Genomic DNA, 18,357 nt, shown 5'->3' on the forward strand with positions numbered 1-18,357 from the left:
GGTAGTAAATTATGGACGAACTTATTGAGGCGATTGCAGATAAGCAAAATCCTAGCGTTGTGGGATTGGATCCTAAACCGGGTATTGTGCCTGCAGAAGTTATTAGCGCTCTTGCGGACGAAGTTTTGCAGGAAGTAGAAGGCGAAGAAGCGCTACCAACGCTTTTAGCAACAGCTTATTTTGAGTTTAATCGTGCGATTATTGACGCGGTTGCGGATTTTGTGCCTGCTGTAAAGCCGCAAATCGCAATGTACGAAGCGCTAGGTCCTGCTGGAATGGACACGTACGCAATGACTTGCGAATACGCAAAATCGCAAGGATTAGTTGTAATAGGAGACGCTAAGCGCGGAGATATTGGTTCTACTGCAGGCCAGTATGCGGCTCATTTAAGCGGTTTTGCTAATCTTTCAGCATATTTTGAAGACGATAATTCTCAAAGTAACGCTCTGCCGCAATCTCTTAAAAATCTTCTAAAAAACTACAAAAATCTGGACGTTTGGCACGAAGATTCGCTTACAGTAAACCCTTATATGGGTTCGGACGGCGTGAAGCCTTTTATTGACGAAGCAGTTTCGCATAATAAAAGCATTTTTGTGCTGCTTCGCACCTCGAATCCTTCTAGCAAAGAGCTACAGGAGCTTATTTTGCAAGATGGAAAGCCAGTGTATGAGCATATGGCTGATTTGATTGAAAACTGGGGTGCTTCGAACATTGGCAAGCACGGTTATTCTAAGGTTGGTGCTGTTGTGGGAGCTACGCATCCGGAAGAAGGAAAGCGTTTGCGCGAACTTATGCCTCACACTTTCTTCTTAGTTCCAGGCTACGGCGCTCAGGGCGGCACGGCTCAAGATGTTGCTGGAATGTTTGACGCAAACGCCGAAGGTGCTATTGTAAACTCTTCTCGCGGTATTATTTGCGCGTGGCGAAAGTCTGAAGATTACGCTAAAAATCAAGGAAATATGTCTCTCGATAATATTCTTGATATTGTGCGCGAATCTGCGTCTGTTGCTGCTAAAAATATGCGAGACGACTTGCGGCATGCAGTGTACCGTTAGAATGTATAACTAAAATAAATATAAATAAAATAAATATAAATAAAAATATAATTAAAACTAAAAATAAAACGCAACGCTACAAAACACATACAAGGGTAGGGGAAACCACATGAGTGATGGCATGTTTATTCCAACGCGAAAAGCCTATGGAAACGCCATAGTTACGTTACGTGAAGATGCTTTTGACTCTTCCGGCTCAACTTGTGAGGATGAAAGTAAAAGCGCAAAATATTCGCGTCTTTGGGGGCGCAGGTCTGTAGAAGTTCTTAATAACGAGCAGCTTGATGAAGGCGTGTACCGTTTGACTTTGCGAGATGCGGAGATTGCTAAAAAAGCTGCTCCTGCTCAATTTGTGAACTTGTATTCGCCTGACCCAACTGCCATGCTTCCGCGTCCTTTTGGGGTTGCAAGCGTAGAAGGCGATACTTTTACGCTTATTTTTGCGGTTGTTGGTAAGGGTACGGAAGTTTTTTCGCATCTTCGCTCTGGAGATAAAGTTGACGCATTAGGTCCTTTGGGATTGGGCTTTAATATTGATGCGCCTGCGCATTACGTGCTAGTTAGTGGCGGATTGGGTGTGCCGCCTTTAATGTTCGCGGCTCAAGCTTTGGGTGCGCGCAAGGATTCTAGCGTAACGGCAGTTCTTGGCTACCGTAGTAAGCGTTTTGCAGACGACTTAATGAAGGAATATATTTCAGACGTGCACAGTATTACGAATGCTGAAGGCACTGTTATTACGCTGCTTGACGAGCTTGAAAAGGTTAAGCATTTTGATTTTGACGACGATTTGCCAACTGTTATTTTGTCTTGCGGGCCATTGCCAATGATGAAAGCTGTGGCTCACTGGGCGCATGAGCGCGGAGTTAAATGCCAGCTAAGTCTTGAGGCGCGTATGGGATGCGGGTACGGAACGTGCGTTGCTTGCGTGGTTGACACTTTGGAAGGCAGGCTGAAAGTTTGCAACGACGGTCCTGTTTTTGATGCGAATCGTTTGGGTTGGGAGTAAAATCATGAGTTCTGTAAATAACGCAAATTGCGCAACAAATTCCTCAACAAATTCTGCTGAAACTTTAGGCTTTGACACAAGCCACGTGTGGAAGCATTCAACTCAAGTTGCGGGCGTTAAGTGGAAGAACATGGTTGGAACCGCTTCTGGAACATTCCAGCTTGCAGCTTGCCGACGCTTTTACGACGTAAGCCAGCTCGGCGCAATCTGCACAAAAGGCGTGTCTCCTGTTCCGTGGGAAGGAAATCCTTCTCCGCGCACTGCAGAATCTCCTTCTGGAATGGTGAACGCAGTCGGCTTGCAAAATCCTGGCGTTGACCATTATCTTATTGACGAGCTGCCGAAATTAAAGTCCATGGGAGCGCTTGTTATTACTAATGTTGCGGGTCACAGTGACGAAGATTATGCGCAAGTTGTGGAAAAGCTCGCGGATTCTTCTGCAGACATGCTTGAAATTAACGTAAGCTGCCCGAACGTGACTCACGGCGGAATGAGCGTTGGCACGGACCCGGTGGCTCTTCACCGCTTAATTAAGCGTCTTCGCGCAATGACAGATAAGCCAATGATTGTAAAAATGACGCCAAATGTGACGGATATTGTTTCGATTTGCAGAGCTGCGGTTGACGCTGGTGCGGACGCTTTAAGCATGATTAATACGCTTGTTGGTTTGCGAATTGATATTCGAACCGGCGAGCCGATTATTGCAAACCGTACGGGCGGTGTTTCTGGCCCTGCAATCTTCCCGATTGGACTTGGATTCGTGTGGAGAGTTCGTCAAGCTATGCCAGATATTCCAATTATTGGAATTGGTGGCATTGATTCTGGCGAAAAAGCTTTGGAATACTTGTATGCTGGCGCGAATGCCGTAGAAGTTGGGGCGGCCGCACTGGTTGATCCTACTGCTCCTATTCGCATTGCTCGCGAGCTTGACGATTTGCTTGATTCGCGTCCAAAGCTTGCGTCTTTGCTTGCCGAAGGAAAGACTTGGCGATGAAGCGAGAATAATGCGCGAATAAATCGCAAGTAAAAGCGTAAAAATCGCAAATAAAATCTTAAAATATCAATCAAAAATAAAATACTCAAAAGAAAGAGAGAAGAAAATGGTTTCATTAGACGAGCGTTTTACAAAGTTTCTGCTTGATTCAGGCGCGCTTAAATTCGGCGACTTTACGCTGAAATCTGGCCGTCAATCACCTTATTTTATTAACGCTGGCGCTTTTGACGACGGCATGAAAATCGCGAATTTAGGTGCATACTACGCAGAGCGCGTAATGGCAGCAATAGAAGATGGCAAACTTCCGCAAGATATTGACACTGTTTTTGGTCCTGCTTATAAGGGCATTCCGCTGGCTGTTTCTACGGCTATGGCTTTAACAAATAATCACAATATGCCTGTTGGTTTTACTTTCGACCGCAAAGAGCGAAAGGACCACGGAGACGGCGGAATTATGGTTGGAAAGCCGCTAAAAGATGGCATGAAAGTGCTGCTTGTTGACGACGTTATGACCGCCGGAACTGCAGTTCGCGAAACTTTGCCAAAGCTTAAAGCGGAAGCAAATGTGCAAGTTGTTGGCTTGATTTTGGCAGTAGACAGAATGGAGCGCACAAAAGACAGCGAGCTTTCCGCAGTAAAAGCAGTAGAGCAGGAGTTTGGATTCCCAGTTTTGCCAATTGCAAACGTGCGCGAAATTTTCGCAGCAGCCGAGCGCATTAAAGGCGAGGACGGAAAGCCTGTAATGAGTGAGGAATTAGCTTCGCGCGCTGCAGATTACTTGCGTGAATACGGTGCGTAATCTATAAGCAATTCTATTAAAATAATATTAGTTGACGCTTTGTGGCATAATAAGCAAGGTTTATTTCTTAAGCTGCGCAAATTGCAGCTTTATTAGCGAAAGAAACGGGTAACTCGTGGCACAGACTACCAATGATATTAAGAATGGATCGGTTTTGAACCTTGACGGCCAGCTTTGGACCGTTGTTAAGTTCCAGCACGTGAAGCCAGGCAAGGGCCCTGCTTTTGTGCGCACCACCATTAAGAACGTGCTCTCGGGCAAGATTGTCGACAAGACTTTTAACGCCGGCATGAAGATGGAGTTCGAGACCGTTGATAACCGCACGTTGCAGTATTCCTACGAAGATGGCGACAACTTCGTATTCATGGATATGACCACTTACGACCAGGTTTATATTCCTAAGGTTTTGGTTGGCGAGCAGAGCAAGTATTTGCTTGAAGGCACCGACTGCATCGTAAGCTTCCATGACGGCACTCCTTTGAGCGTTGAGCTTCCAGCTTCCGTAATTTTGACCATTACTCACACTGAGCCAGGCTTGCAGGGCAACCGTTCTAACGCTGGCACTAAGCCTGCAACCGTGGAAACCGGCGCTGAAATCCAGGTTCCACTCTTCGTGGGTGAAGGCGAAAAGGTGAAGGTCGACACTCGTGACGGCTCTTACCTTGGTCGTGAAAACTAAAGAATTAATTATCTAATTAAAATAATTAGTTATCTAATTAAACTAGATATTTATTTCTAAATAATTTTTATAGTGTGACCCGGTGGCGATTATTCGTTACTGGGTCGCGTAATTTTTAATACTTTAAACAGAAGGGCGCTATTATGGCACGTTCCACCGCTCGTAAGAGGGCTTTGAATACGCTTTATGAGGCGGATGAAAAGAATCAGCCTATTCTTTCTTTGCTAGAGGAGCGCGTTAAAGAGCCTGGCGCTCAAACTCCGCTCCCAGAGTACGCTGTTGAGATTGTTCGAGGCGTAGGAGAGCGACGCAACAGAATCGACAAGACGCTTAACCGTTATTCAACCGGCTGGAAAGTTGGAAGAATGGCTGTTATTGACCGTAATATTTTGCGCATTGCGGTGTGGGAAATGCTTCTTAACGAAGAAATTCCAGACAAGGTTGCGATTGACGAGGCGATTGCGCTTGCCAAAATGTATAGTGACGACGAAGCTATTGCGTTTATTCACGGACTTCTAAGCGCGATTATGGCAGATAAAGACGCTTGCTTGGCAAAGTTTAACGGCGAAGCGTCTACTGAAGATGCTGCTACGGAAGAAGCTGGTGCTGAGTAATAAGCTTTGCAGTTGCACTCTGCTTCCGTCGATTTCTGTTGATTGGGTAACACTAGCATTAATGCTCTGCTTACGCCACACTAAAAATTCCTATCAATTACAAGACAAAGCGTAAGTTATTGTGCTATTCCACGCACTTTGCGTAACTTTTTGCACTAGTCTATGAGTTTTGTGTTGTTGGTTAGTGTGTTGAGAGGCTGGAAAAATTGTGTTCAGCACTAAAAGAGGACTGAGAAGCTACATTCTTTAAGAAAGGCGAACACAATAAGTGCCTTTAACAGCCAGAGCGCCCGAAGGACGGGACGTGCGCAAACACAAATTTTCTAGCCTCGTCAAAACGAGAGAACAAGAACGTCAGTCAAAACTCATAGACGAAAGCCAAGAACACATAACGCGCAATAACTTATCGCCGGCGCGTCGTCCGTCCGCCAACCTGAGTAAACTTGCCACGAATATCCTAAAGCCATAAGGGGGTTAAGGTGGATTATAACGACACCTTCGCCGGATTCGGCAGTGATGATGCAGTATTGGTGTTGGAGGATGGTCAGGTTTACGTTGGTAAGCCTTTTGGCGCGCAAGGTTCTACGCGCGCCGAGATTGTGTTCTCCACGGGCATGACTGGTTATCAAGAAACGTTAACTGATCCAAGTTATGATCAACAAATCGTAGTTCAAACATTCCCGCACATAGGTAATACGGGAATGAATCACGAAGATTCTGAATCTAATCGCATTTGGGTTGCAGGTTACGTGGTTAAGGAGCCTAGCCCAGTAGTTAGCAATTGGCGCGCTGAAGGTTCTTTGGAAGACGATTTACAAAAGCAAGGTATCGTTGGCATTAGTGGTATTGATACTCGAAAGCTGGTACGTCATTTACGCTCGGTAGGCGTTATGCGTGCCGGCATTTTTTCTAATAAGGCCCTGGTTGATTCGTCAACCGGGGCTTTTCGTACCGTCGCTTCTTTCGTTGACGAAATTAAGCAGACTCCTCAAATGCAGGGCTTGCGTTTAACGGATGAAGTAAGCACTAAAGAAACTTACACGATTGAGCCTTGCGGAGATTTTGAAGGAAAAGATCCGCTTTACACGGTTGTAGCAGTCGACTTTGGTATTAAATCTATGACTCCTCACCGTTTGGCTGAGCGCGGCTGCCGCGTGCACGTTGTAAGCTCCTCAATCAGCTTTGAATCGCTGCAAGCGCTTAACGCAGACGGCGTATTCTTCTCGAATGGTCCTGGAGACCCTGGCCAAGCAAATCGCGAAGTTGAGCTTTTGCGCAAAGTTTTGGACGCAGGCTATCCGTTCTTTGGAATCTGCTTTGGAAACCAGCTGCTTGGTCGCGCTCTTGGCTTTGGCACTTACAAGCTGAAGTTTGGCCACCGCGGTATCAATCAGCCTGTAAAAGACGTTACAACCGGAAAAGTGGAAGTTACGGCTCACAATCACGGCTTCGCGGTGGACGCTCCTCTTGACGGCCCTGTTAAATCTCCTTACGAAAACGGCCACTTTGGTCGCGTAATGGTGTCGCATATTGACTTGAACGACAACGTTGTAGAAGGCTTACAATGCCTTGATATTCCAGCGTTCTCGGTGCAATATCATCCGGAAGCTGCAGCAGGCCCGCACGACGCTTCCTACCTATTTGACCGCTTTGTGCAATTAATGCGCGAAAACGCTCGAAAAAGCAAGTAATACTCGAAAAAGCAAGTAAGATTTTAAAATTTACGGAAAGAGAAATTTACTATGCCAAAACGTACTGATATTAAGTCGGTTATGGTAATTGGTTCCGGCCCGATTGTTATTGGTCAGGCTGCAGAATTTGATTATTCTGGAACGCAGGCTTGCCGAGTTCTCCGCGAAGAAGGTATTCGCGTAATTTTGGTCAACTCTAACCCGGCTACGATTATGACCGACCCGGAGCTTGCTGACGCAACATACATTGAGCCAATTGACACTTCGATTTTGGAGAGAATTATTGCAAAGGAGTGTCCGGATGCGCTTCTTCCAACGCTCGGCGGCCAAACTGCGCTTAACGCGGCAATGGATTTGGGCCGTGCGGGAATCCTCGAAAAATACAATGTTGAGCTTATTGGCGCTTCTTTGGAAGCAATCGACCGCGGCGAAGATCGTGAGCTTTTCAAAAAAGTCGTTGAAAAAGCCGGTGCTGAGTCTGCAAAATCTTTTATTGCTCACTCAATCGAAGAAGTAGACAAAATTGTTGAAACTTTAGGATACCCGGTAGTAGTACGCCCAAGCTTTACTATGGGCGGCCTTGGCTCTGGTATTGCTCATAACGAAGAAGAACTTCACCGCATTGCGGGAGCAGGCATTCATTATTCTCCAACCAACGAAGTGCTTATTGAAGAGGGCATTGAAGGTTGGAAGGAGTTTGAGCTTGAGCTTATGCGCGACGCAAAAGATAACGTCGTAGTTGTTTGCCCAATCGAAAACGTGGATCCTGTAGGCGTGCATACTGGCGACTCGATTACAGTAGCTCCTTGCTTTACGCTTACAGACCGCGAGTATCAGAAGATGCGCGATATTGGTATCGCTATTATTCGAGGCGTTGGCGTTGACACCGGTGGTTGCAATATTCAGTTCGCAATCAACCCTCAAACTGGCCGAATTATCGTAATCGAAATGAACCCGCGTGTGTCTCGTTCTTCCGCGCTCGCATCTAAAGCAACCGGCTTCCCAATCGCAAAAATCGCAACGAAACTTGCTTTAGGCTACACTTTGGACGAAATTCAAAACGATATTACGCGTTCAACTCCTGCAAGCTTCGAGCCAACAATTGACTATGTTGTAACGAAGATTCCGCGCTTTGCTTTCGAAAAGTTCCCAGGAGCAGACACCACTCTTACAACTTCCATGAAGTCTGTTGGTGAAGCAATGGCTTTGGCTGGAAACTTCCAGGAATCCCTTGGAAAAGCAATGCGCTCAATCGACAAGCGTCACGCGTGCTTTAGCTGGGATGGTGAGCGTCCAAGTAAGGAAGAAGTAGTCAAGCTTCTTGAAGAAATGCACACTCCAACAGAGCACCGCTACTTGCAAATTCAGCGCGCGCTTTGGGGTGGTGCTACGCCGGAGCAGATTTTTGCAGCAACAAAAATCGACCCTTGGTTTGTTGAGCAGCTGGCTCAAATTAACGAAACTGCGCTCGCAGTTCGTGAAGCTGAAACTTTAACTCCTAAAGTTTTGAAGCGCGCTAAGCTTGCTGGCCTTTCGGACGTTCAAATTGCGCATTTGCGTAATCTTGGCGACGAAGGTGAAAACATGGTTCGTGAGCTTCGTTGGGCTTACGGTTTGCGCCCTGTTTATAAGACGGTTGATACTTGCGCAGCCGAGTTCGACGCAGCAACTCCGTACTACTATTCTTGCTACGCTGACGAAAGCGAGTTGAAGAAGCGCGATCGCGAAGCTGTGATTATTCTTGGTTCTGGCCCGAACCGAATTGGTCAGGGTATTGAGTTTGATTACACTTGCGTTCACGCTGTTCAGGAATTGGGCAAGGATTACGACACCATTATGGTTAATTGCAATCCTGAAACAGTTTCTACAGATTACGATATGTCTGACCGCCTTTACTTTGAGCCGCTTACTTTCGAAGATGTGCTTGAAATTTACGAAGCAGAAAAGAAGCTTGGTCCTGTTAAGGGCGTGATTGTGCAGCTTGGTGGTCAAACGCCGCTTTCGCTTGCTGCTCGTCTTAAAGCTGCAGGAGTTCCAATTTTGGGAACAACTCCTGAAGCTATTGATTTGGCGGAAAATCGTGAGCTTTTTGGTGAGGTTCTTCGCCAAGAAGGCATGAATGCTCCGCGTTACGGCACAGCTTTAAGTCTTGAGGAAGCAAAAGATGCGGCTCACGCAATCGGCTACCCGGTTCTTGTGCGCCCAAGCTACGTGCTTGGCGGTCGTGGCATGGAGATTGTGTACGATGATGCTCAGCTTGCAAAGTATGTTGATCGCGCTTTGGATGAGGCTCGTGCAGACACGGTTGTTTCTGGCCGTTTGCCTTCGCCGCTTTTGATTGACAAGTTCCTGCAAGACGCTATTGAAATCGACGTTGACGCGCTTTACGACGGCAACGAGCTTTATATTGGCGGAATTATGGAGCATGTTGAGGAGGCTGGCGTGCACTCTGGTGACGCTGCTTGCACTCTTCCTCCAAGCACTCTTTCGGACGATCAGATTCGTCGCCTTCGCGAGGGTACGCTTTCGATTGCTCGTGGCTGCTCTGTTCGTGGCCTTATTAACGTTCAGTATGCTTTTATGGCAAACACTTTGTACGTAATTGAGGCAAATCCTCGAGCTTCTCGCACGGTTCCGTTTGCTTCTAAAGCTACTGGCGTTGCTCTTGCTAAAGCTGCTGCTCGAATTATGGCCGGTGAAACAATCGCCCAGCAGCGTAAGCGCGGACTTCTTCTTCCAAAGGGAGACGGTGGTGATATTCACCCAGGTCAGCAGGTTGCTATTAAAGCTTCCGTGCTTCCGTTTAAGCGTTTCCGCACTCCTGTTGGTCGCACGGTTGATATTTTGCTCGGCCCAGAGATGCGTTCTACTGGCGAAGTTATGGGCTTCGATCGTGACTTCCCGCACGCTTTTGCTAAGAGTCAGCTTGCAGCATACAAGGGCGGTTTGCCAACCAGTGGCAACGTGTTTGTGTCTGTAAGCGATGCGGATAAGCGTCAGCTTCCGCTTCTTGCAGTGCGCTTAGTAGAACTTGGTTTTACTATTTGGGCTACTGAAGGTACTGCTTCTGTGCTTCGACGCTACGGCATTGATTCTGTAATCGTAGACAAGCTTTCTAGTCAAGGCGACACGGCGAAAGATGTGTCAAATGGAAGGAATGCTCACGAAAGAATCGGCAAAAATGTTGTGGAGCTTATCGAGAATGGTAAGATTGACATGGTACTAAATACACCGAATTCAAGAGGGTCTCGCACGGACGGCTATGCTATTCGCGCAGCAGCTGTTGCAGCAGATCTTCCGCAATTCACAACTATTACCGAATTTGCGCCAGTATTAATGGCTATTGAGGCTGTTAAGAACAACGATTATCAGGTGATGAGCATTCAAGAGCATGCTCAACAACTGTTTGCAATTGAACAGGCAGAAAGTTAAGAAAGTCGGGCTTAATACATGACCGAGAGCATTCGTGATCAAGAATTACAAGCGCAGCGATCCGATTTTGGCTTGCGCTTGAAGAACGCTATGGCCAAGTATGGTCCGCTATGCGTTGGTATTGATCCTCATCGCAAAATGTTGCTTAATTGGGGATACAACATGGATGCTCTCGGAGCTGAGCTGTTTTCAATGCGCATGCTTCAGGCTATGAACGGCAGGGCAGCGGCAGTAAAATTCCAGTCCAGCATGTTTGAGCGCTACGGTTCTAAGGGTTTCGCAGCGCTTGAACGTGTGCTTTACGCGGCTCGTCAAATGGACGTTATTACGATTGTTGACAGTGGCCATGGTGGATTGTCTACTACGATTTCCGCGCTTGCGGACGCATATTTTAAGCCGGGTGCTCCTCTTCTTGCTGACGCTATTACGCTTCTTCCGTATTACGGTGCTAGCTCAATGGGCGGATTGATTAACGAAGCGCTTAATAACGGTCGTGGCGTTTTTATTGCGTCGCTAACTTCTAACCGCGAAGGCGCAAGCTTGCAAACTGCAATCCGCCAAAGTGGAACTTACCGCGGAACTACAGTAGCTCACGGAATTGCTCAAACAGCTCAAAGTTTTAACAATAAAACTAAGGGATTGGGCTCAGTCGGCTTAATTGTTGGCGCTACTATTGGCGACTGGATGAACGGCGGCGGAATTGACGTAGCAAGCTTTACCGGCCCAATTCTTTCCCCAGGCTACGGTTGGCAGGGTGCTGAAGCTAACGACTTAAAGCGTGTTTTTGCCGGTACGCATGGTAATGTGTTGGTAACTGTTTCTCGCTCTATTGCGTCTCATGGGCCAAGTATTGGCGAACTGTCTGCCGCAACAGAGCGAATAGCGTGGGATATTCGTCAGGCTCTTATTGATTCAGACGAACGTGCGTAATTGAGAGGTGATGGAAATGTCTACCAAAGATGATTCGGCTGCTTCTGAGTCTTCACAGACTAAGCGTCGCCTAATCGTATTAACTGGTCCTACTGCAGCCGGTAAAGGTACGGTAGAAGGCGTACTTCGTGAAAAGCATCCTCATATTTGGTTGTCTGTTTCTGCAACTACGCGCGCGCCTAGACCGGGTGAGTTTAACGGGATTCAATACTGGTTCTTAGATGAGGAAGAGTTTGAGCGGCGTAAACGCAATGGAGAATTTTTAGAAACTGCTCTTGTTCACGGCATGGCACACTATGGCACTTTGCTGCAGCCTGTTTTGGAACATCTTGAGCAGGATATTCCAACTTTGCTGGAAATTGATTTGCAAGGCGCTAGGCGAGTAAAGCAAGAGGCGTCTAGGCTTGGTTTGGAAGTTGTGTACGTGTTTATTGCGCCTCCAAGTTTTGAAGAGCTTAAGCGTCGTCTTATTGGCAGAGGCACTGAAACTCCTGAGCAGCAGGCAAAACGTTTGGAAACCGCAAAGGTGGAGATTGCTGCAGCCAGCGAGTTTGATGTTGTTATTGTGAACGACAATGCTGAGCGCGCGGCGGACGAACTTTGGAACGTTATTGCTCGCGAATACGAGCTGTAAATAGTTTATAAACAACTTATAAATAGTTCATAAAGAAGTTATAAATAGAACTTAGCGCAATATCCAATCTATAGCCTATAATAGGCGTTTTGGAACTATTGTGGCACCATAGAATTTGGAGAATATTATGGCATTAGGCACTCAGCCAACACCTACGGGTCTTGCGAATCCACCAATTGATGATCTTATGCAACATGCGGATTCCAAGTATGCGCTTGCCTTATTTGCTGCAAAACGAGCACGTCAAATTAATTCTTATTTCACGCAGCTTAACGAAGGTTTGCTTCAAAATGTTGGTCCATTAGTTGAGTATCAAAATCAAGAAAAACCTTTGTCTATTGCTTTCCGTGAGATTAATAGAGGCTTGCTTGAAGAGACGCTTGGTGAAGACGATTTAAGCGAAGGCAATTAATTTATTTATCAATTGATTAAGTGATTGATTGATAAAGCTTATACTTATTGCTTTGGCGTCTTTTTATGCGCATAATCGCAGTCGTATCATCTGTGCTTGAAACTCGGATGTGCGGCTGCGTTTTTCACTTTACGAGTATTTGTATTGGAGGGGATTGTGGAAGAACTTAAGTTAATTTCTGCAGAATCTGTTACCGAAGGTCATCCGGATAAGTTGTGCGATCAGATTGCCGACGCTATTTTGGATGATATGCTTCGTCAAGACGCTCACGCTCACGTTGCTGTAGAAGTTTGCGCTTCTGTAGGCCAATTTGTGGTGTTTGGCGAAGTTAGAGGCGAAGTTTATAGCGATATTCCAGGAATTTTGCGCTCTGTGGTTCGTAATGTTGGGTATACGAGTTCCACTATTGGTCTTGACGCTGATTCTTGCGGAGTTATGGTTTCTTTAACCGAGCAGAGTGATGAAATTAATCAAGGCGTTACTCGTTTGGATGCAAATAGAGAAAGCGCTGCTTCTCGCGAGGAGCGTTATGCTGCTCAAGGTGCTGGAGATCAAGGTGTTATGTTTGGCTACGCAAGTGACGAAACTGACACTTTAATGCCGCTTCCAATTTATCTTGCTCACCGTTTAGCACAAAGGCTTTCTAAAGTTCGCAAAGACGGTATTGTGCCGCATTTGCGTCCAGATGGAAAAACTCAGGTCACTATTGAGTACGATTCAAAAGGTGAGCCTCAACGTTTGGATACTGTTTTAATTTCCACGCAGCACGATCCTGAAGTTTCTAGCGATTGGCTTAAGTTGCAGCTTGCAGAGCATGTTGTTAAGCCTGTGTTGGACGAAGTTCTTGCTCAAAAAGTTGCGCACGATTCATACCGTATGCTTGTGAACCCTACTGGCTCTTTTGTTTTGGGTGGTCCTGCTGCAGATTCTGGTTTGACTGGTCGAAAAATTATTGTTGACACTTACGGCGGTGCGGCTCATCATGGCGGCGGAGCATTTTCTGGAAAAGATCCAAGTAAAGTTGATCGTTCCGCAGCTTATGCCGCGCGTTGGGTTGCTAAAAATATTGTTGCTGCAGGTCTTGCTCATAGGGCAGAAGTGCAGGTTGCTTACGCTATTGGTATTGCTGATCCTGTAAGCGTAAACGTTGAGACTTTTGGTACTGAAGCTGACGGTATTACGCGCGCGGATATTGCTCGTGCTGTTCGTGAAGTATTCGATTTGCGTCCGGCTGCAATTATTGACGAGCTTAATTTGCTTCGCCCGATTTACGCTAAAACCGCGGCTTACGGCCACTTTGGTCGCACGGATGTTAAGTTCCCTTGGGAAGAAACGAATAGAACTGATCAGCTTCTAGCCGCACTAAATCTTAAGTAGAATCTTAAGTAGAATCTAATTTAGAATCTAAATTAGAATCTAAAAAAGCTAAAAGTACGAGCTAAAAGTAGAAGCTAAAATGGCAGAGCAACCTTCGTTAGACGGATTCGCGCGTAAAACTAAACGCAAGCGTAATGCTGTTTCGCGCGTTCCTGCAGACGATTGTGCTATTGCTCACGTAATGTTAGATGTTCAAGCTTCGCATTTAGGTCGTACTTTTGACTATTTAGTATCCAAGGATCAAGATGAGGCGGCTCAGCCGGGAGCTTTCGTGCGCGTACGTTTTGGCGCGCAAAGGCTTACAGGCGTTATTTGGTCTCGTTCTTCTAATAGCGATACTCCTTCTTCTGCTTTGCGATTTTTAGAGCGTGTGCTTCCTTCAGACGTGCTGATTTCCAAGTCTTTGCGCGAAGATATTGACGCTATCGCAAAAGCTTATGGTGGAACTAGCGCGAATATTCTTCGCCTTGCTGTGCCTCAAAGAGTTGCAAGAGTTGAGCATGAGGAAGTTTTTGATAGCATACGTTTGCATCGCAGAAAAGATTGGTGCATAAATCTTAAAAAGCTTTTGGAAAGCAATAATAAAGCCTATAAATCTAATGAAGCGGATGAAGCTGATTCTTCTATCGCTACTTTTGCTAGAATGATTGAATCTTACGAAAATGCGGATATTTTGCATGATGCTTTAGTTAAAAAAGCTAGTAACGCGGATTTTGACGGCGAAAAAATCGAAAATAATAATGCCAAATCTACCACTAAATCTGATGCTAAATCTTTTGTAGTTGACGCACCTGCAGGCTCTTTAAGAATGGCTCAAGATTTAGCTTGGATGATTGTAACGGCTGTAAGTCAAGGAAAGCAGGCTGTTGCCGTTTTGCCAACGCTTAGGGAAGTAAATGACGTTATGCGCGCGCTTATGGCTTACGGATTAAAACCTTATAAGCGTGTTAGTGAAAATCACCGTGGTTTTTCTGCCGGCGGCTTTGATGGAGACGTTGCGCGTCTTTGCGCGGCGGATGCTCCGGCTGACCGTTATAGAGCTTGGCGTGCAGTTGCTTCCGGAATAGTTCCTTGCGTGCTTGGAACGCGCGCTGCAATGTATGCTCCGGTTGAGGGGGATGCTTTATTCGCTATTGTTGAAGATACTGCATACCAGTATGCGGACGGAATGATGCCTTACGCTCAAGCTCGTGGAGTTATGCGACTTCGCGCAAAAAAGCACGGTGGCGTTTTTGTGGCAATGTCGTATTCCAGAAGCGCGTTAAGTCAAAGCGAAGTAGATTCGTATTCTTCCAATACGCAAGTTGCAAAAAAGGTAAGTGGAAGTAGCGTTCCTGTAACAGTGCGCAAAGAATTGCGCGAAAAAATAGTTCCGTGGGTTCGCTGGCTTAATCGAGAAACTTTGTCAAAACTTGCTGACCCAAGCATTGGAGCTAGAATACCGCATACCGCTGTAAGAGCAATAAATGAGGCTCTTGCAGACGGGAATCCTGTGCTGCTTTCTATTGCTCAAGATGGCGCTACTCAGTCTGCAATGTGCTCTTCTTGCCTTCACCAGGCGCGTTGCAGGCGTTGCACTGGTCCTTTGGATATTAGCGATGGCATTAAATCCCTTCGATGCTTATGGTGTGGTGCAAGCGCAGTCAATTGGTCTTGTGCTAATTGCGGAAGCACTAATTTGCGTGCTATACGCGTAGGTGCTGCAGGCATTGCGCAAGAAGTGTCAAAACTGTTTAGAAACGTGCCTATTTTGCTTTCTTCGCCGCATCAGCCAAACGGAATTATTCATAGCATAGATAAAAAGCCTGTAATTGTTGTGGCAACTTCCGGCGCAGAGCCGCGCGTTCAATCTCAAAACGGCATGCAAAGCGGCTCGTATGGCGTTGTGGCAATACTAGACACCTGGGTGAGCTTGTATGCCTCGGGGCTCGATTCCAGAATTGACACACTTACCGCTTGGATGAAAGCTGCAAGCTTGTGCGCTCCTAGAACTCGCGGTGGAAGCGTGCTTTTGATTGGCGAAACGTACCCAATTTTGGCTAGAGCGCTTACTTTGTGGGACACAACGCAACTTTCACTAAACGAGCTTTCGGAGCGCAAACAGGCTATTTTGCCGCCATTTGTGACTGCAGCATGTGTGTGGGGAGAGCGCGATGCTGTTATGCGCGCGCTTGAAAATATTGGGGCAATGAAGGAAAATCTTGGGTGCGAAATTAGTCAAGATGCTGATTTTTCAACAATTTCTCCATTATTAGGCGTTGTTCCAATGCATCCTCCTGTTACAGACAGATACCAGCATTTTGACGATATTTACGACCGTGTAAAAGCTGTAGTAAGAGTTCCGCTTTATTTAAGACAAGAATTAGTGAACCGATTACACAAGGAAGTGGCGAATCACGTGGCAAAGCGTGCTGCAGGAGAGTTGCGTTTTTGTGTTGATCCCAAAGATTTATTAGCGTACTGAGGAGTGATTATGCCAAAAATATATAATTGCGCAGTTTTAGGAGATCCTATTTCGCACTCACTGTCTCCCGTATTGCACAACGCTGCGTATAAAGCTTTAGGACTTACAAATTGGCAATACAGCAAAGAAAAAGTAAGCGAAGCTGAGCTATCTGATTTTATATCTAATCTTGACGATTCTTGGAAAGGCTTAAGCCTTACAATGCCGCTTAAAAAAACCGTGATGAAACTCGGCACTCCTTGCGACTACTGGTCTAAAGCGCTTAACGTAGCAAACACAGCGATTTTTACCAGCAATCCAGCAACAGCATCGCCTTCGCAAATTGAACTTTGTAACACGGACGTAAGTGGCATAATTATGGCTTTTATTGTAGCGTTGCACGAGAGAATAAGCGGCGTGAAAAAGGCTGTTATTATTGGCAGCGGCAACACGGCATCTTCAGCAATGGCGGCACTTATAGAAATTGCGCAAGCCTCAAAACTTGAGCAGATTAAAGTTGTTGCTAGAACTGAAAATGACGGTAGCGTAAAAGGTGTAGAGCGTTTTAATAATCTTCTGCGCGCGTATTGTGCGGATTCTCCAAACAGCAGAAGCATAGAGCCGTGCTTAGAAAGTAGTGAAAATGAAAGTAGTGAAAAGAAAAGCAATGAAACCGACGCAAATTACGAATCGGTTATAGGGATTGAGTTTCCAAAAATTAGCGAAGAAATATTAAAATGTGACGAATCTCTCATTTTGCAATCTTTAAGTTCTTTAGACGCAATTCGCGCAATTGCAGAAGCAGATATTGTAATAAGCACCGTTCCTGCGCACGTTGCAGACGGCTTGGCAATAGCACTAAAAGCATATTGCAAAAATAGGCGCGTAAAAAGCCTAGGAACACTGCTTGACGTAGTGTACGATCCTCGCCCAAGCATGCTTCTTAGCGAGTGGAGGCAATACGGATTGGGGATTGGCGGCGAAGAAATGCTTTTGTATCAAGCTTTAGAGCAAGTAAAGCTTATGACGTTTGAGTACAGAAATTCTAAAGAAGAAACTGAAGTAAAATCTGAAGTAATCGCGGAAAATATTTCTAATAATGATTCTGACAAGACCGAAGATTACGATAATTCTAAAGATCCTAAAGATTTAATTGATTGCATGCGAAAAGCATTACAGGAGGCATTATGAGCGCCGAAAATCAAGCTGATGCGAAAAGCGATATGCAAAATAGCGCGCAAAATATCTCGCAAGATTGTGCGCAAAATAGCTCGCAAAATAGCACGAATCAAGAATTAGACGCAAATGCTCACGGCGCAATCAACATGCAATTAGCAGACGGTTTTGAAGTTATGCTAATCACCGGCATGAGCGGAGCTGGGCGCTCGCACGCGGCTAACGCGTTGGAAGACATGGGTTGGTACGTTATTGATAATCTCCCTCCAAAACTGCTCATACCGCTTGTAGATATGATGACGTCATCCGGATCAAAAGTGCATAAGCTTGCTGCTGTTATTGACGTGCGCTCTAGAGGATATTTCGACGACCTGTTTGCGGTTCTTGCGCATATTGACGAGCTTGGCGTAAAAACGCGAATCTTGTTCTTAGACGCTTCAGATTCTGTGCTTATTAAGCGCTACGAGTCCGTTAGAAGGCCTCATCCTTTGCAGCGAGGCGGAAGACTTATTGACGGCATTTTAGAAGAGCGAGAGTTGCTCAGCCATTTGAAAGATTGCGCGGATATTATTATCGATACTTCAACTCTTAGTATTCATCAACTTTCAACCAAGCTTTACGAAGGACTACTTGGCAAAGGATCTTCCACTGTGGCCGTGCACATTTTCAGCTTTGGCTTTAAGTACGGTATGCCAATGGATGCTGATTTTGTGGTTGATATGCGATTTTTGCCTAACCCATTCTGGGTTCCGGCTCTTCGTGATTTAACCGGAAAAGACAAGGCTGTAAGCGATTACGTGCTTTCTAATCCTGCAGCGGTCGCTTTTTTGGACTCTTACGAAAAAGCGCTGCTTACTGCTATCGACGGTTTTGCTAAAGAAGATAAGCATTACGTTACGATTGCAGTAGGCTGCACAGGTGGCCAGCATCGCTCAGTTGCTACAAGTATTGAGCTTGCAAGACGCTTGCGATTGCACGGTTTGCAGGTTACAGTATCTGCACGCGAATTGCAGCGCAGGTAGCAAGTAATAAAGCAAGTAATAAAGTAAGTAATTTAGTAAGTAATAAAGCAAGTAATAAAACAAACGCAAAAATTTTGTGCTAAAAGTATATGC

15 protein-coding genes are annotated in these 18,357 nt (G+C 45.9%); all 15 read left to right on the top strand.

The window, feature by feature from the left end:
• Positions 1-11: 11 nt before the first annotated feature.
• The 15 genes from pyrF (HXT52_RS02075) to rapZ all read left to right on the top strand — a co-directional run bounded on the left by pyrF (HXT52_RS02075) (position 12) and on the right by rapZ (position 18,264).
• Complete coding sequence (pyrF, locus tag HXT52_RS02075; RefSeq protein ID WP_421776088.1) at positions 12-1,055, top strand: orotidine-5'-phosphate decarboxylase; 1,044 nt, start codon at positions 12-14, stop codon at positions 1,053-1,055.
• A 109-nt stretch (positions 1,056-1,164) separates the two neighbouring features.
• Positions 1,165-2,061: a dihydroorotate dehydrogenase electron transfer subunit gene (locus tag HXT52_RS02080; RefSeq protein WP_421776089.1), complete on the top strand. Its 897-nt coding sequence runs from the start codon at positions 1,165-1,167 to the stop codon at positions 2,059-2,061.
• 4 nt (positions 2,062-2,065) lie between these two features.
• The gene (locus tag HXT52_RS02085) at positions 2,066-3,055 is read left to right on the top strand and encodes a dihydroorotate dehydrogenase (protein ID WP_421776090.1); all 990 of its coding nucleotides are present in this window, start codon (positions 2,066-2,068) and stop codon (positions 3,053-3,055) included.
• Positions 3,056-3,161: 106 nt separating this feature from the next.
• Entirely contained in the window at positions 3,162-3,854 is a 693-nt protein-coding gene (gene pyrE / locus HXT52_RS02090) for an orotate phosphoribosyltransferase (protein ID WP_246905418.1), read from the top strand.
• A 115-nt stretch (positions 3,855-3,969) separates the two neighbouring features.
• Positions 3,970-4,533: an elongation factor P gene (gene efp, locus HXT52_RS02095; RefSeq protein ID WP_004111770.1), complete on the top strand. Its 564-nt coding sequence runs from the start codon at positions 3,970-3,972 to the stop codon at positions 4,531-4,533.
• Between the two features lie 143 nt (positions 4,534-4,676).
• Positions 4,677-5,147, top strand: coding sequence for a transcription antitermination factor NusB (gene nusB / locus HXT52_RS02100; RefSeq protein ID WP_421776091.1), 471 nt, complete (start codon positions 4,677-4,679; stop codon positions 5,145-5,147).
• A gap of 479 nt (positions 5,148-5,626) precedes the next feature.
• Positions 5,627-6,838 (top strand): glutamine-hydrolyzing carbamoyl-phosphate synthase small subunit, encoded by a 1,212-nt coding sequence (gene carA / locus HXT52_RS02105; RefSeq protein WP_421776092.1) that lies wholly within the window; start codon positions 5,627-5,629, stop codon positions 6,836-6,838.
• Positions 6,839-6,889: 51 nt separating this feature from the next.
• Complete coding sequence (gene carB / locus HXT52_RS02110) at positions 6,890-10,270, top strand: carbamoyl-phosphate synthase large subunit (protein ID WP_421776093.1); 3,381 nt, start codon at positions 6,890-6,892, stop codon at positions 10,268-10,270.
• 18 nt (positions 10,271-10,288) lie between these two features.
• Positions 10,289-11,200 (top strand): orotidine-5'-phosphate decarboxylase, encoded by a 912-nt coding sequence (gene pyrF, locus HXT52_RS02115; RefSeq protein WP_004135233.1) that lies wholly within the window; start codon positions 10,289-10,291, stop codon positions 11,198-11,200.
• Between the two features lie 16 nt (positions 11,201-11,216).
• Positions 11,217-11,834: a guanylate kinase gene (gene gmk / locus HXT52_RS02120; RefSeq protein WP_004135231.1), complete on the top strand. Its 618-nt coding sequence runs from the start codon at positions 11,217-11,219 to the stop codon at positions 11,832-11,834.
• A 127-nt stretch (positions 11,835-11,961) separates the two neighbouring features.
• Positions 11,962-12,246: a DNA-directed RNA polymerase subunit omega gene (gene rpoZ / locus HXT52_RS02125; protein WP_004127189.1), complete on the top strand. Its 285-nt coding sequence runs from the start codon at positions 11,962-11,964 to the stop codon at positions 12,244-12,246.
• A 156-nt stretch (positions 12,247-12,402) separates the two neighbouring features.
• A complete protein-coding gene (gene metK / locus HXT52_RS02130) occupies positions 12,403-13,623 on the top strand; it encodes a methionine adenosyltransferase (RefSeq protein WP_421776094.1) in 1,221 nt (406 codons plus the stop codon).
• Positions 13,624-13,702: 79 nt separating this feature from the next.
• Complete coding sequence (locus HXT52_RS02135) at positions 13,703-16,087, top strand: primosomal protein N' (RefSeq protein WP_421776095.1); 2,385 nt, start codon at positions 13,703-13,705, stop codon at positions 16,085-16,087.
• Positions 16,088-16,096: 9 nt separating this feature from the next.
• Positions 16,097-17,257, top strand: a complete 1,161-nt coding sequence (locus tag HXT52_RS02140; protein ID WP_421776096.1) for a shikimate dehydrogenase family protein — start codon at positions 16,097-16,099, stop codon at positions 17,255-17,257.
• 134 nt (positions 17,258-17,391) lie between these two features.
• A complete protein-coding gene (gene rapZ, locus HXT52_RS02145) occupies positions 17,392-18,264 on the top strand; it encodes an RNase adapter RapZ (RefSeq protein ID WP_050543669.1) in 873 nt (290 codons plus the stop codon).
• Positions 18,265-18,357 lie beyond the last annotated feature (93 nt).

Origin of the sequence: Gardnerella sp. KA00288, assembly GCF_049244085.1 — a bacterium.
GTDB lineage: Bacteria > Actinomycetota > Actinomycetes > Actinomycetales > Bifidobacteriaceae > Bifidobacterium > Bifidobacterium greenwoodii.

Coding starts and splice junctions, on each gene's coding strand:
- pyrF (WP_421776088.1), top strand. CDS start 12: ATGGACGAACTTATTGAGGCGATTGCAGATAAGCAAAATCCTAGCGTT.
- HXT52_RS02080 (WP_421776089.1), top strand. CDS start 1,165: ATGAGTGATGGCATGTTTATTCCAACGCGAAAAGCCTATGGAAACGCC.
- HXT52_RS02085 (WP_421776090.1), top strand. CDS start 2,066: ATGAGTTCTGTAAATAACGCAAATTGCGCAACAAATTCCTCAACAAAT.
- pyrE (WP_246905418.1), top strand. CDS start 3,162: ATGGTTTCATTAGACGAGCGTTTTACAAAGTTTCTGCTTGATTCAGGC.
- nusB (WP_421776091.1), top strand. CDS start 4,677: ATGGCACGTTCCACCGCTCGTAAGAGGGCTTTGAATACGCTTTATGAG.
- carB (WP_421776093.1), top strand. CDS start 6,890: ATGCCAAAACGTACTGATATTAAGTCGGTTATGGTAATTGGTTCCGGC.
- pyrF (WP_004135233.1), top strand. CDS start 10,289: ATGACCGAGAGCATTCGTGATCAAGAATTACAAGCGCAGCGATCCGAT.
- gmk (WP_004135231.1), top strand. CDS start 11,217: ATGTCTACCAAAGATGATTCGGCTGCTTCTGAGTCTTCACAGACTAAG.
- rpoZ (WP_004127189.1), top strand. CDS start 11,962: ATGGCATTAGGCACTCAGCCAACACCTACGGGTCTTGCGAATCCACCA.
- HXT52_RS02135 (WP_421776095.1), top strand. CDS start 13,703: ATGGCAGAGCAACCTTCGTTAGACGGATTCGCGCGTAAAACTAAACGC.
- HXT52_RS02140 (WP_421776096.1), top strand. CDS start 16,097: ATGCCAAAAATATATAATTGCGCAGTTTTAGGAGATCCTATTTCGCAC.
- rapZ (WP_050543669.1), top strand. CDS start 17,392: ATGCAATTAGCAGACGGTTTTGAAGTTATGCTAATCACCGGCATGAGC.